The 15,701-nt window shown below is 45.6% G+C and carries 9 protein-coding genes; all 9 read left to right on the top strand.

What is annotated here, in order from left to right; translation table 11 throughout:
• The first annotated feature begins 51 nt into the window (after positions 1-51).
• The 9 genes from CPG39_RS11285 (at position 52) to CPG39_RS11245 (ending at position 15,666) form a co-directional block, all read left to right on the top strand.
• On the top strand, positions 52-1,383 hold the full coding sequence (locus CPG39_RS11285) for an OprO/OprP family phosphate-selective porin (RefSeq protein ID WP_096293571.1): 1,332 nt from the start codon (positions 52-54) through the stop codon (positions 1,381-1,383).
• A 134-nt stretch (positions 1,384-1,517) separates the two neighbouring features.
• The gene (locus CPG39_RS11280) at positions 1,518-1,748 is read left to right on the top strand and encodes a sulfurtransferase TusA family protein (protein ID WP_096293569.1); all 231 of its coding nucleotides are present in this window, start codon (positions 1,518-1,520) and stop codon (positions 1,746-1,748) included.
• A 273-nt stretch (positions 1,749-2,021) separates the two neighbouring features.
• A complete protein-coding gene (locus CPG39_RS11275; RefSeq protein ID WP_096293567.1) occupies positions 2,022-3,716 on the top strand; it encodes an L-lactate permease in 1,695 nt (564 codons plus the stop codon).
• Positions 3,717-4,079: 363 nt separating this feature from the next.
• Positions 4,080-5,090 carry a metal-dependent hydrolase gene (locus CPG39_RS11270; protein WP_096293565.1) on the top strand — a complete coding sequence of 337 codons (1,011 nt, stop codon included), beginning with the start codon at positions 4,080-4,082 and terminating at the stop codon, positions 5,088-5,090.
• A 46-nt stretch (positions 5,091-5,136) separates the two neighbouring features.
• Positions 5,137-7,392 carry an adenylate/guanylate cyclase domain-containing protein gene (locus tag CPG39_RS11265; RefSeq protein WP_231990289.1) on the top strand — a complete coding sequence of 752 codons (2,256 nt, stop codon included), beginning with the start codon at positions 5,137-5,139 and terminating at the stop codon, positions 7,390-7,392.
• A 92-nt stretch (positions 7,393-7,484) separates the two neighbouring features.
• Positions 7,485-10,928, top strand: a complete 3,444-nt coding sequence (locus CPG39_RS11260) for a TonB-dependent receptor domain-containing protein (RefSeq protein WP_096293562.1) — start codon at positions 7,485-7,487, stop codon at positions 10,926-10,928.
• 75 nt (positions 10,929-11,003) lie between these two features.
• The gene (locus CPG39_RS11255; protein WP_074720219.1) at positions 11,004-11,297 is read left to right on the top strand and encodes a hypothetical protein; all 294 of its coding nucleotides are present in this window, start codon (positions 11,004-11,006) and stop codon (positions 11,295-11,297) included.
• A 338-nt stretch (positions 11,298-11,635) separates the two neighbouring features.
• Positions 11,636-14,875: a TonB-dependent receptor domain-containing protein gene (locus CPG39_RS11250; RefSeq protein ID WP_231990288.1), complete on the top strand. Its 3,240-nt coding sequence runs from the start codon at positions 11,636-11,638 to the stop codon at positions 14,873-14,875.
• Between the two features lie 14 nt (positions 14,876-14,889).
• Positions 14,890-15,666: a hypothetical protein gene (locus tag CPG39_RS11245; protein ID WP_096293559.1), complete on the top strand. Its 777-nt coding sequence runs from the start codon at positions 14,890-14,892 to the stop codon at positions 15,664-15,666.
• Positions 15,667-15,701: the final 35 nt, after the last annotated feature.

Here is a 15,701-nt window from a genome sequence, read left to right as displayed (position 1 = left end):
ATACCCGATCACCAAGGGTGCCACATTACCTCTCTATATGGGCGTCTAACGATGAAAATTTTCGGATTAAAAAGTGCATTAATTGCCACAACCTATGTTTTTTATGTAAATTCCCTTGCTTATGCGCAAGAAGATATTCCAGATCGGTCACAAAAATCGAGTATAAAAAAATTTCATAAAGATAATAAAAGAAAAGCAGGATTATTCTTTACTGATTCTGGAGCGAGCTATCGATGGAATGAAGATAGAAATGAAATACGCTTAGGAGGGTTTATCCAGGCTGATTCACATACCTTCTTTAATGATGTAAGCGAGCCAGGCAACGATTCTTTTACCTTGCGCCGTATTCGACCCGTGTTTGAAATCAGGTTTGGTAAAATTTACAGTTTTTACGTTATGCCCAATTTGGAGTCGAGTCCGGGAATTTTGGATGCCTTTTTTGAAAGCAATTACATCAAGCCATTCAACCTTCGCGTCGGCAAGTTCAAGTCTCCTTTCGGACTGGAGCGCTTGCAGTCAGCAACTGCATTAGCCTTAAATGAACGGGCTTTCCCCACCAATCTGGCACCTAATCGAGAAATTGGCGTGCAAGTTTTTGGCAATATTCTTTGGGATACCATCGAATATCAGATCGGTATATTTAACGGGAATGTTGATAACGGCTCAGGAATTCGCGATAACGTCATTAATTCGAACAACAGCGGCATCGATTTTGTTGCACGCCTGTTTTCCCATCCGCTAAAACATGCGCAAACCGAACTTCTCCAGGGGCTGGGATTAGGTATTGCCTATAGTTATGGAACACAATATGGCAGCACGCAATCAGGCCATGCAAACTTGCCAACCTTTATATCGCCGGGCCAACAGTTGATTGCATCGTACACACAAGATGCTTTTGCCAGTGGCAGCCGGGAGCGGATTGGTCCGCAGCTTTATTATCACTCCGGCCCATTTGGAATCATGGCGGAATATACAATTTCCCAACAAAAAATCAAGATTGGAACAACAAGTGATAAAGTCGCCAATGATGCTTTCCAGGTACAAATCTCGTGGATTATTTTTAATGGTGATGCTTCATTCCGCAGGGTGCAACCCCACAATCCGGTAACATTTGAAAATCTCAATGCAATAGGTGCCATACAATTAGTCACACGATACTCAGAACTTAACCTTGACGCCAAGGCCTTTACACATGGCTTGTTTAACCCGGATCGTTCAGTCAGCAGGGCTCAGGATTTTGGGGTAGGCATTAATTGGTATCTCAACCACAACATTAAGCTTCAATTAAGTTACAATCAGACGCATTTTACTCACGGCGCAACCGGCAGATTCGATCGACCTACAGAAAAAATCTTATTCTCACGCATGCAGGTCGCGTTCTAACCACCAACTGACTGAAATATAAAAAACAGCGGATCGAAATACCGCTCTTGGGCCCAAGAGCTTTGAAATTTCTTTTTCACCGAAAATACTTGGTTAAAACAAAGTTGGTAGCAGCAAATTTATATTATTGAAATATGGAGAACATTGACAAGGAGCTGGATGCGCGTGGCTTGGTTTGCCCTTTGCCTATTTTACGCACCAAACAATCGCTGGCTGGCATGATCAGCGGACAAACACTGAGAATCGTTGCCACCGACCCGGGGTCTTTGATTGATTTTCAGGTTTTTTCCGAGCAAACAGGAAATGAATTATTGTCTATGACACAAACCACCGGTGAATTCATCTTCATACTCAAAAAGCGGTAGGGAATCCTGCTTAAACCCGGATCACAATCAATTGTTCCGCGTCATGTGTCTTTGCCCATACCTGCTGAATAGTTCAGGCTAATGCACTTTCATCATCTCGGCACAATAACCTCATGGAGTCAGCATCGGGATCGGCTTGAAAACAAGTCCCCTCCCGCCACGGTAAATACTGCATCGCAGAAATCGGAATTTCAGAATGAATGCATGATAAATAGCAATGGATGCTGAATGAATCCCTGGAATTATCCTGCATTCTTAAACTGAAAAAATGCCATGACCCAATCTTTGCTTTCATTTCTAGCGTTCTTGCCGCTCCTATTGGCTGCGACGCTACTGGTGGGATTCAACTGGCCCGCACGGCGCGCCATGCCGCTGACATTTATCATAACCGTTATGATTGCATTGGTTGTCTGGGAAATGCCCTTCAATCGAGTAATCGCATCCACCCTGCAAGGCTTGATTTTGACAGGATCCATTTTGTGGATCATTTTTGGCGCCATTCTCTTGCTTAATACATTGAAGCATTCCGGTGCCATTACTACGATCCGGCGCGGTTTCTCTAATATCAGTCCCGATCGCCGAGTGCAGGTGATTATCGTCGCTTGGTTATTCGGTTGTTTTATCGAAGGTGCTTCAGGATTCGGCACGCCGGCAGCCATAGTGGCGCCTTTGCTGATTGCTCTGGGCTTCCCGGCGCTGGCGGCAGTCATGGCGGGTATGATGGTGCAATCCACCCCGGTATCATTCGGCGCCGCAGGCACACCGATTGTTGTGGGTGTAACGGGTGGATTGGACAAGACAAACATCAGCGGGCAATTAACCGAGTCAGGTTCAGCTTGGGAAGATTTTTATCTCCTGATTACATGTGAGGTTGCCATAATCCACGCCATAGCCGGTGTATTGATGCCGCTGCTGATGTGCATGATGGTGACGCGTTTTTTTGGACGCAACCGATCTTGGTCGGAAGGGTTCGCGATCGCACCTTTCGCCATTTTTTCCGGGCTCGCATTCATCGTACCGTATGCTCTGGCCGGCATATTCCTAGGGCCGGAATTTCCATCGATTGTCGGCGCGCTGATCGGATTAGTCATTGTCGTACCTGCCACTCGCGTCGGCTTCCTGGCACCCAAAAAACACTGGGATTTTCCTGCCGCCAAAGATTGGCCGGAGGAATGGATCGGCAGCGTCGAAATCCAGTTGGAAAATTTAACTGCAAAATCGACAATTACAATTATGTCGGCCTGGTTGCCCTACGCACTGCTAGCAACCTTGCTGATGCTATCGCGGATTAACACGGACGTAAAAACGTTCTTGAGCTATCATCTGACATTGAATTGGACTGATATACTGAATGAAAAGGATATTTCCGGAAGTATCCCATTCTTGTATTTGTCCGGAAGCATTATGATGTTCGTGGTCTTGGTGACATTCTTTCTGCATCGCATGCAATTCAGCACGCTCAAAGCTGCGGTCGCGGAATCATCGCGTACCTTGCTCGGAGCCGGTTTTGTATTGATTTTCACCATACCGATGGTGCGTATTCTGATCAATTCCGGCGTCAATCTGACCAATCTGCCCGCCATGCCGCAAGTGATGGCACAGTGGGTTGCCAGCAGCATGGGAGACATTTATCCGTTCTTTGCTCCATCAGTGGGTGCGCTGGGTGCATTTATCGCCGGTTCCAACACCGTATCCAATCTGATGATGGCGCAATTTCAGTTCGATACTGCGCAATTGATCGGTGTATCCAGTGCCTTACTGGTCTCCGTACAAGCGGTTGGCGCCGCTGCCGGTAACATGATTGCCATCCACAATGTAGTTGCAGCATCCGCCATAGTCGGCTTGTTAGGATACGAAGGACGCATCATTCGCATGACCATTATTCCGACGTTGTATTATTTGATTACCGTTGGCATCATCACATTGATCGCAATCCACGCCGTAGGTATCACCGATCCACTCCGGTGATCAAAATCACTGGCGTGTCATAACGAATTTTTCATCAATGAATTACATGCCTCCGCTGCGCTCCTTACATTGCGCCGTTAACCGACATTTCACTCACAGAAAAGAAACCTCCCGTTGTCGTTGTGATTGATTAGCTACAAAACCATTCGAAAAGGAAAGAAACTGATATCATCTTTGCATCCGAAAAGGTCATCTTAAAAACCTATCTCGTAATTCCGGATTCTGATTGATCATTAATCGGCTTCTGCTTTACCGTAGAGGGTCCAGGCAAATGAATCCCTATGCCTGGAAAATATTTTATTTATTCAATCAATTTACATTTATTTGTGAAGTAACGTTTGTTTCCTCACAGCTTCTAACACTATGGATTTAATAACTCAAGGATTGCTGGGTGCCACGATGGCGCAATCGGGCGCCCAACAACAGGAAACGCGCATGGCAACCGGTATCGGTTTTCTGGCGGGTATTGCTGCTGATGTTGATATTCTGATTCAGTCTGAGAATGATCCCCTGCTAAATATCGAATTTCATCGCCATTTTACCCATTCCCTGTTTTTCGTGCCGCTGGGTGCCTTGATTGTAGCGCTTCTGTTATGGCCATTTTTGCGCCAGCGCTTGGCTTTTGGCCGTTTGTATCTATTCACTTTTCTCGGATATTGTTTAAGTGGCGTACTGGATGCGTTCACCAGTTACGGCACGCATCTGTTATGGCCATTGAGCGATGAGCGCATGGCATTAAGTATTATTTCGGTCGTGGACCCGGCTTTCACTCTGATTCTGCTGATCGCCGGAGTAATGGCGTACCGGAAATACAGCCATACAGCAGCCCGCATCGGATTGCTACTCGCGGCGGTCTATTTATCGTTCGGCTGGATGCAGTTGCAGCGCGCAGAAACTGTCGCCGAATCAATGATTGCGGCAAGAGGACAACAAGCAGAACAATTACTGGTAAAACCAACACTGGCCAATTTACTGCTATGGCGCTCAATCTACGAGTCTGAAGGCAAATTATACGTCGATGCAATTCGTGTCGGCCTATTTTCCAAGCCGCGCATTTATCCAGGCGAATCTATTGCAAAATTTGTTTTGGAACGTGATTTGAGCACACTGCCACCCGCTTCGGTACTGGCGCAGGATGTTGCACGTTTCAGTCATTTTTCTGCCGGACTTCTGGCAATTCGTCCGGAGCAACCCAATGTGCTCGTTGATGTACGCTATTCGAATTTACCGATGACGCTGGCACCGCTCTGGGGTATCGAGATCAATCCAGAACAACCGGACCAGCACGCAAAATATATGCTTTATCGCGACTCATCCCGTGCCACGCGGGAAAAATTTATCACACTCCTGCTAGGCGAACATTTATTGGACTAAACTCTTACATTGATACTGCCCTCAGCTTATGCTTGAAAAAATAAACATGCCCCGATGGCTTAAGCACCTTCTTCTCGGCATTGTTATCGGCTTGACAGGAGTCATTGTTCATCTGTCTCCTGCAGGATTATGGATGGAAGAGAAATTTGGTTTGTACTGGTTGTTTCATTTACGTGGAGCTGTTGTAGCGCCGGACAACGTCGTCGTCGTTGCCATTGATCAACCTTCTGCTTCCAGGTTTAATTTACCGATGACCCCACAATTATGGCCGCGCGAATTGCATGCACGGCTCATCGAGCAATTGACTCAAGCTGGCGCGCGCACCATTGTATTTGATCTTATTTTTGATACACCCAGCGCAATAGTGGCATACGATCATAAGCTGGCGCTTAGCATGAAAACAGCAGGCAACATCGTGCTGGTGGAAAGATTAGTCTATGAAGATACCGCGCTTTCCACGGATGCAAAGGAGAAAAATTATACTCGGATGGTTAAGGAAGGGCCTATGCCGCTGCTGCCGCTTATTGCTGATGCCGTCCAGGCTCATGCGCCTTTTCCTTTACCTAAGAAAGAGAGGGTCAATCATTATTGGGTTTTCAAACCCGATGCCGGCGACATGCCCACGATCCCTACTGTCGTTCTGCAAATTTTTGCGCTGCCGCTGTATAAAGATTTCATCCGGTTATTACGCACTGTTAATCCAGCTTATGCAGCACAGCTGCCCACTCATAAAGAGGCAGCGGATATTGAAGATTTAATTTTTACACTGCGCGATCTCTTTCTAAATGAAACCGACCTCGCCCACCGCCTGAAGACTGAGCTCAATCGCGATGCAAATCTGAATTCCACTCAAAGAAATACGCTGCTCGCACTTCTGAATACATATTCCGGAAACGACACTCGTTATTTGAATTTTTATGGCCCGCCTCGCAGCATCAGAACCATACCCTATCACCAAGCTTTATATCCTGACGAAAATGAGACCTCTGGACAATCCCGGCCAGTGAATTTTCAGAATAAAGTAGTATTTGTCGGCTTTTCTGCGGCTACTCAACCGGAACAGGACATTGTTCGCGATGATTATCACACTGTTTTCTCAAATCCCGATGGACTTTATATTAGCGGCGTCGAAATAGCGGCTACGGCATTTGCGAATTTGCTGGAAAACAAACCGGTCAGACCTTTCCCGCTCATGGGTAGCTTAGGCATTTTATTTGTATTAGGCCTTGGATTGGGTATCGTTTTTATGCTCTTACCTAATCAAAGCGCTGTCGTGGCCAGTTTTGTGCTGATTTTTCTTTATGCAGGCAGCGTCTATTATTTCTTTAAAGAAATCAGTGTCTGGCTACCTCTTATCAATCCGGTTTTTCTGCAACTGCCCCTGGCCTTCTTTGGGGCAATAACACTCAAATATGACGAAGAAAAACTTGAAAGCCAGCAACTAAAAAAAGCTTTTGGTTATTTTCTCCCTGATCGCGTGGTCAATGATATTGTTAGAAACTCAGGGGCCATGGCATTGAATAATCAACTCGTGTATGGCGCCTGCCTTGCTACTGATGCAGAAGCCTATACTGCACTGGCAGAAAAGATGGAGCCGCAGCAGCTCGGCCAATTGATGAATAACTATTATGCTGTTTTATTTGAGCCCGTGAAGCAGCATAATGGAACGGTATCGGATGTGGTAGGTGATGCCATGTTGGCCATATGGGCCAAAACTTCGGCCAGCTCAGATTTGCGCAGAGATGCTTGTCTTGCTTGCCTGGATATCGCTGCCGCCATTGAACGTTTTAATCATACCCCTAACCAGCCACACTTACCTACCCGCATGGGATTGCACTTTGGTGAAATGTTACTGGGCAACATTGGCGCGCTGCATCATTTTGAATACCGTGCGGTCGGAGATATCGTCAATACCACCAGTCGCATTCAGGGGGTCAATAAATATCTGGGTACCCGGTTATTGGTATCGGGCCAGGTGATCACGGGCTTGGACGAATTTCTGATTCGCCCATTGGGAGATTTTCTGCTAACCGGAAAATCCACACCGGTTAACCTGTTCGAGCTTATCGCACACAAACAATCAGCCAGTCAGATGCAGTTGTGGCTGTGTGAAACATTTTCCTGTGCGTTAAAGGCTTACCAGGATCAACAATGGACTGAAGCTTGTGATAGCTTGTATAAAATCCTGGATATGATTCCAGAAGATGGTCCCTCAAAGTTTTTTTTAAACCTCTGCAAGAAAAACGAATCCGTCCCGCCAGTCGATTCATGGAATTCAACCATTCAAATTGAAGCCAAGTAATCGGAATGACTACATCCCAAAATCCTAATTAGCGGCACGGATGCTTTTTTCATATGATCAAACCCCTGTTACAGTCTGTAGGGGGAATATGAATGCTTACAACTCAGGAGCGTTCATCAGAGGTACGCCAGAACCTGAAACCATCATCGAGCATGGCAATAAAAATATTCCGCATAATTGAGTCCGTTGAGTCCGGGCTTAATTGCCGGAATATGTCGGCTATCTTGCAGCTGGCATTTTTCTTCCTTATATTCCTGTGCCAGATCAATAGCACACATGCGGCTGAAACCTGCGAACCAGAGGTAGCTCGGCTGACCTCGGCTCAAGGGATCATAGAACTACGCCGTGCCAATGAACCAGTCTGGCAAAAAATAGCCATGCACGCGGTTATTTGCCAGGGAGATACTATTCGTGCCCGTTCGCACAGCCGAGCCGCACTGTTGCTAAATAACGCCAGCGTGGTAAGACTGGATCAGAAAACAAGCATGACATTTCTCCAACCAGAAAATGACAATGTACCCTCATTACTGGAATTATTTACCGGTGTGATTCATATCATTACCCGCACACCCAAACCATTTACGGTTAGAACACCTTTTCTTAACGGGGGCGTTGAAGGCACTGAATTTCTTGTGAGTGTCGATAAAAATAGTACCCGGATGATCCTTTATGAGGGAAAAATAACGGCCACTAACGCCCAAGGAACCCTTGCACTTGCCAATCATGAAGCGGCAATTGCTAGGCGGAATACCGCACCGCACAGAATAAGCATTATTAATCCAGTGGATGCGGTGCAATGGGCGTTGCACTACCCCATCATTATCCATACTCATCTCCAACAATTAACCCCACTCTCTGCATTGCCGGTGTTAAAGCAATCCATTGAATACTACCACCAAGGAAAAGTTTCCGAAGCCTTGTCCCTACTGGATAGCATTGAATCACCCGATTACTCTGACCATCTGCTGCTCTACCGCGCCAGTCTTTTATTGGCAGTCGGTCAGGCCAATGAAGCCAAAATAATGATTGAAGAAGTGCTATCAAAACAACCCAATAACAGCGAAGCCTATGCTTTGCTGGCTTTAATCGCAGTGGTTCAGAATAGCAAAGAACAAGCACTCGAATTAGCCACGCATGCACACGCGCTGAATAACGACTCTACGTCAGCAATGCTTGCGCTCTCATATGCGCAGCAAGCACATTTCAGAATCGAAGAAGCCTTGGCCAGCGTTCTGCAAGCAACAACGATAGAATCCAAGAATGCGTTGGCATGGGCACGCCTGGCTGAATTACACATGTCCACAGGTGATTTGGATCGCGCATTCAAGGCGGCGCAACAAGCTGTCAATTTAAACCCTGATGTGGCCAGAACACAGACGATTCTGGGTTATGCATACTTACTGCAATTTCATACCCAACGCGCACAAACGGTCTTCTCTCAAGCCATTCAATTGGATCAGGCGGATCCTTTGCCAAGACTGGGCATGGGATTGGCGCTGATACGCGAAGGCAAGCTCGAAGCGGGCCGCATTGAACTGGAAATCGCTGCAAGCCTGGATCCAGTCAATTCGCTCATACGTAGCTACCTGGGCAAGGCTTATTTTGAAGAAAAACGCTACCCTCAGTCCAGCGTTCAATTCGATCTGGCCAAGGAGCGTGACCCGCAAGATCCTACCCCCTGGCTTTACGATGCAATTCAGAAGCAAACTCAGAATCGGCCCGTAGAAGCATTGAAGGATATCCAGAAATCAATTGAATTAAACGACAATCGCGCAGTTTATCGATCCAGGTTGTTGCTGGATCGTGATGAAGCCGCGCGTGGATCCAGCCTGGCAAGAATTTTCGAGAATCTCGGATTTGAAAAACGCGCGCTGATGGAAACCGCAAAATCCCTGAGCTTTGACCCGGGAAATCATTCGGCGCATCGTTTCTTGTCCGATGCCTATGTCAATATCCCGCGGCATGAAATCGCCCGTGTCAGCGAGCTACTGCAAGTGCAATTATTGCAACCGATCAACGTCAATCCGGTACAACCGCACTTGGCCGTCGCGGATCTCAATATCATTACAGGAACTTCGCCCTCGGTCATCGGCTTTAATGAATTTGCCCCACTCATGGAACGCAACAAACCTCAGTTTGTCGCTTCCGGAATTGTGGGCAGTAATGGCACGCTTGGAAATGAAGTGGTTGCTTCTCTTCAACGTGACAGAACTTCAATCGGCCTGGGACAATTTCATCATGAAACGGATGGATTCCGCCCTAACAATGACCAAAAACATAATATTTACAATGCTTTTTTTCAATATGCCTTAACTCCCAAGTTGAACCTACAGGCCGAGGCTCGTTCGCGCGCATCTGAACATGGAGATATCCAGCTGAATTTCTCTAAGTTTGGTGAAGATGGATTGAACGGCAGATCGTTTTACCGCAGGGAATTGAATGAGCAGGTTGCACGATTCGGTGCAAGATACACCATCACTCCCGATCAGGAATTACTGTTTTCTACCAAGTATATTGACCGTCATGAGGAAATCGCTTTCAGTAGGAATGAAAATCCTCTCAGGCTCAATTTGTCCGGATTGCAAACCGAAGCACAGCATTTATTCCGGGCCAGGCTCTTTAATTCAATCATGGGTGGAGGGACTTACGATTTCGGAAGCATTTATGACCGCAATACAGTCTACGCCTATACCAACACGCACTTACTCGCAAATATTACAGCTACCGTGGGATTGAGCTACGATGCATTTAGCAGCACCGTCAATACTCGGATAGACAAAATTAATCCCAAGATCGGTTTACAGTGGGATATCACTGATTTTTTCAGATTAAGAGCTGCCTGGTTTGAGACTACAAAATCTCATATCATCGCGCAGCAATCATTGGAACCTACGCAAGTGGCCGGTTTCAATCAATTCTTTGATGAGCCGAATGGAACCAGAGCACGACGCATGGGCATTGGTTTTGATACCCGTGTTGCGGATAAACTGTTCAGTGGTTTCGAAGTATCCGAACGCGATGTAAAAGTACCTTCAGCACCTGCAAGCGAAGAGGTTTTATCGAAACAAAATGAACAACTCTATCGCGCCTACCTTTACTGGTTACCCCATACCTTCTGGGCTATGCGGGGCGAGTTTCAATACGAAAAGCTCACGCACAATGGCGCAAATATCATCACTAATCCGGATCAGATCAAGACAGTCAGCGCACCATTCAGTATTGAGCACTTTCATCCAACCGGTTTGTTTTCCAGATTCACCACCACTTTTGTCAAACAGGACCTTTTTCTTCATGGTGATTATGATCGAATCCGAGATCCTCAGAAGACTGCTTCAGGAATTGATTCATTTTTTCTTCTGGATTACATGATTGGTTACCGGTTTCCCAATCGCAGGGGAATTCTGAGCTTGGAGGGAAAAAATCTGCTGGATGAGGAGTTCTATTATAGAAACAGTTATCTTAATCTATCCGAGCCTATTAACCCGATTTTTCTTCCAACGCGCACGGTCTTTTTTAAGTTGACTATGAATTTTTAGCAAGAATATCGATTACTCGTGTATTATTTTATTTATTTAATTCTTAAACCATTTTTCCCATTTGAAAGGAAATTTATGGCGGTAACCGGACATACCACATTTGATACTTCCGTTAATCCTGTTAAATGCTGTGCACATATTGAAACTACGCAGCCTGGCCAGCCCACTACGGATGTTCACGTCTATGCGAATGCAAATACTGCCATCCAGTATCAAAATACCTGGTATTTTTTCTCCTATGATCCCACTCAGGCAAAACCTAAACGTTGCTGTGTTTACTATGCAAAGCAGGTAATTATCGGTGGAACAATAAAATATATTAAAGACAGTAATCGTCTACTGTTTTGCGAAGATAAAACCCCGCTATAGCGCATAGTCATCGTATGATATTGATCATGAAAATAGTCCAAGTTTCATGATTCCTAAAAATTTCTTTCTCTTCGTAATTTGAATTCATTAAGCGCCCTAACCTTTTTACGTGTGAGGAATACCACATATGATCGAAAAGAAAGACGCTAATATCTTCGCAATGTAAGCTTCACTGCTCTTCCAAGTTACAAAGAAACACTCGCTGCATCAATTCTTCTGAATTGGCAGATTGATCCCGTTTGTTTGTAATGTATGAGAATATAAAATAAGATCAATCGAGAATGAACATATGCTGCCCAGGCTTGCTACACCAGCGATTTGGAAAAACATCGAAGCAGATGCTTATCCTTATCGCGATGCTTTTTTCGCTGGGTCATATCGATTCATTGCATGCCGCATCAGAGTGCGGAATAGCAACCGCCCGCGCTCGGGTCGTGTCCGTACAAGGGGTGATCGAGATCAAGCGCATTCAGGGAAAAACGTGGCAATCGGCCAGCATGGATACACTCTTGTGCGGCGGTGACATGATCCGCTCCAGATCCCGCAGTCGCGCAGCACTACGGCTCAACAACGATAGCATGCTCAGACTGGATCAGAAATCGAGTATCATTTTTCCGGCAATGCAGGAAGATAAAAATATCTCGCTGCTAGATTTTATCGAAGGTACGATCCATATCATCACACGAACACCGAAGCCGTTCAGAATCAGGACACCTTTTGTTAATGCCAGTGTGGACGGGACCGAATTTCTGGTCCGCATACAGGGTGACGATGCGGAAGTTGTGGTCTACGAAGGCAAGGTATCCGTCAGCAATGATCGAGGTCAGCTGGTACTTAATGACCATGAAGCGGCCACCATTCACAAAGGTCAGGCACCGCAAAAAGAAATCATGATCTTCCCCATCGATGCGGTGCAATGGGCATTGTACTATCCGACTATCTTGGATTACTGGCGGGATCGTGGCGCACGAGGTATCGATGCATTAATTCATCAAGCGGGTCAGTTGCTCAATACCGGGCAGGTTGAAAAAGCTCAGACAATCATTCAGCGCATACTGCAACAAGAACCGGATAACAGTGATGCCTATGCCTTACTGGCTGTCATCGCCGTAGTGCAAAATGACAAAGACCAAGCACTTGAGCTGGCAACCATGGCGATTGCCAATAATCCGGAATCGGCCGCTGCCCATTTAGCGCTTTCCTATACCCGGCAGGCACACTTTGAGATTGAAGCTGCGCTCAAAAGCGTACAACAAGCTATGGCACTCGATCCCCAGAATGCACTGGTATGGGCACGCATTGCAGAATTACAAATGTCGCTGGGTGAATTGGAGCAAGCCAGGCAGGCTGCACTGGAAGCTGTCGGCTTAAACCCTGCTTTGAGCAAAACACAGACAATATTAGGTTTTGCACAGTTATTGCAACTGGAAACACAAGCCGCAAAGGTAATTTTTCAGCACGCGATTGAACTTGATCAGGCCGATCCAATGCCCAGGCTAGGACTCGGTATCACGTTGATTCGCGAAGGCAGTCTCGAAGCAGGACGCATAGAACTCGAAATCGCCGCTAGTCTGGACCCGGCCAATTCATTGATTCGCAGTTATTTGGGTAAAGCGTATTTCGAGGAAAAACGCTACCCGCTATCGAGCACACAATTTGATCTGGCCAAAGAACGTGATCCGAAAGACCCAACACCGTGGCTGTATGACGGTATCCAGAAACAAACCCAGAACCGGCCGGTAGAGGCACTCAGGGATATCCAGAAATCGATTGCACTAAACAATAACCGTGCGGTGTATCGCTCCAGATTCCTGCTTGATCGCGATGAAGCGGCCAGAGGGTCCAGCCTGGCGCGCATCTTTGAAAATCTGGGATTTGAGAAACGCGCCATTATGGAAACGGCAAAATCATTGAGCTTCGATCCAGCCAATCACTCCGCACATCGATTTCTTTCGGATACTTATGCCAATATTCCACGCCATGAAGCTGCTCGTGTCAGTGAATTACTTCAAGCACAACTGTTGCAACCCATCAACGTAAACCCCGTGCAACCGCACATGGCGGTAGCCGATCTCAATATTATTAACAACACCGGTCCATCCAATCCCGGGTTTAATGAATTCACTCCTCTGATGGAACGCAGCAAAACGCAATTGATCACGTCTGGTGTGGTCGGCAATAATAGTAGCTTGGGCAATGAAGTGGTATTCTCCAAGTTCAATGAGCGCACTTCGATCAGCCTGGGGCAGTTTCATTATGAAACCAACGGGTTCCGTACCAACAACGATCAGAATCATGACATTCTCAATGCTTTCGTTCAACATGCACTAACGTCCAAATTGAATCTTCAGGCTGAAGTGCGGACACGTTCGGCCCACCATGGTTATTTGTTGCAGGATTTTGACAGAGACTCTGCTGATCCTAATGCGCTGCAAAATCGGTGGCGCAGAAATATTGACGAAGATACAGTACGTGTGGGTGCACGATACGATTTATCGCCCAATCAAAGTATTATTACTTCCAGTCAATATTCTGATAGGAAAAATGAAAATCTTGGTGAAAGGCTATTAAAAACTAATTCTGAGAAAATAGAAGGCTATCAAACTGAAATGCAGTATCAGTTTCGTAGCTCGTGGTTTAACTTCCTCGCTGGCTCCGGTGTTTATCGTTTAAATGTTGATCCTACCGTTGAATTATATTCATCAGTGAATACAATTCAATGCTGCGAGAATTTTGGCAGAAACAAAACAAATGGTTATGTATATTCGAATTTGAATCTTCATTCCGCTTTAAATGCAACGGTGGGGTTTAGTTATGATTCCTATGAAGAAAGAGAACACACAGTTGATGGATTCAACCCAAAATTCGGATTGCAATGGAATATTGCAAACTATTTGAGATTGCGTATGGCATGGTTAGAAACAGTTAAAGCGCCACTTACCGCTCATCAAACCATTGAGCCCACTCAGGTCGCCGGATTTAACCAATTATTTGACGATCTTAATGGAACTAAATCCCGCCGCATCGGTATTGGAATAGATACACATTTTCGGGATAAATTGTTCAGTGGATTTGAGATTTCAGATCGGGATTTAAATGTTCCTATTCATTTACCAACAAGCATCATTTCTGACAATCAGGAGGAATCGTTAGTTCGAGCCTATTTATATGGATTGCTCCATAAACGCTGGACAGCAAGAAGTGAAATTCAGTTTGAAAAATTTTCCCGAGCTGAAACTAATAGTAGCCCTCATCTAATCGATACGCTGACTCTCCCGGCAGGAATTGATTATTTCAATCCAAACGGTTTTTTCGCCAACTTGACCGGAACTTTTATTCACCAAAAAGTAGATCGAACAGGAAAACAAGACAATGAAGGTACCGACAAAACTTTCCTGGTTGATGCATCGATTGGTTACCGGCTTCCCAAACGCAGAGGAATGGTCAGCCTGGAAGCCAGAAATCTATTTGATGAGTTTTTCTTATACCGTACCACCAATTTTATGACCCCGGAACTGGTAAGTCCGCGCTTTATTCCCACTCGCACAATTTTTGCGCGGATTACTTTAAATTTTTGAAAGGAGAAGATAGCATGTTCAACAATAAATCATTAATCATGGCAGTTGCACTTTCCGCATTGTTACTCATAAGTTGCGAAGGACAACAAATCGATAAGATTAAGAATGAAATCAAAGAAGAACTCAATGAAGTTAAAGAACATCTTAGGGAATTCAGTCAAGGATCGCATACCGCAATCACTGAGGAAAACAGGTTAACGAAAACCGAATCGGAAGAGATCGCCAAGGCGCTAGGCTTTTCATTTACCCAGATAGGTTTTATCGATAGCCGTAATGGCGCAGTAGTGCACATGATTAATGAAGCAGCCGAGCTCACGCTCACATCCAATGATCCACGGATTCCTCAATACAAAAAAATTACCGCAATCAACATCGTACCCATATCGGGTGTGGTAGAAGGCGCACAAAATTGCAACTATATCCATGTCGATGCACAGACTGCGCTGATCTGTGAGAAAAGTGGAAACGACAACACAGACACCTCAATTCCGCCAATAGGCAATGAATTAATCAAAAGTTTAGAAACAACTATCAAGAAAGTTGCCAAAGCCACTGAATTCGAAATCGGTTATGTTATTGCGACCGATGCGGCAAGTGGAAACGCTAAAATTTTCAGAAGTGAGGATTATGTTGCGATTAGCCCTGCATTGCCTCGCTTACCACAATCGTTACCCGAACTGCGAACGCCCATCTCTTTATACGTCATTACTGAGGAAGTAAATCCGTGCTGCACTGATGTTTATTCTGGTGGAACATGGTATCGCGTATGTGTCAAGGCTGCGAGTTGTTAGTCATTTGCGATTCAAACCATTCATCAATGGCAGGA

The organism is Nitrosomonas ureae (genome assembly GCF_900206265.1).
Lineage (GTDB): Bacteria > Pseudomonadota > Gammaproteobacteria > Burkholderiales > Nitrosomonadaceae > Nitrosomonas > Nitrosomonas ureae_C.
Note: the sequence above shows the minus strand (reverse complement) of the source record. Positions and strands in the feature narration are given on the sequence as shown.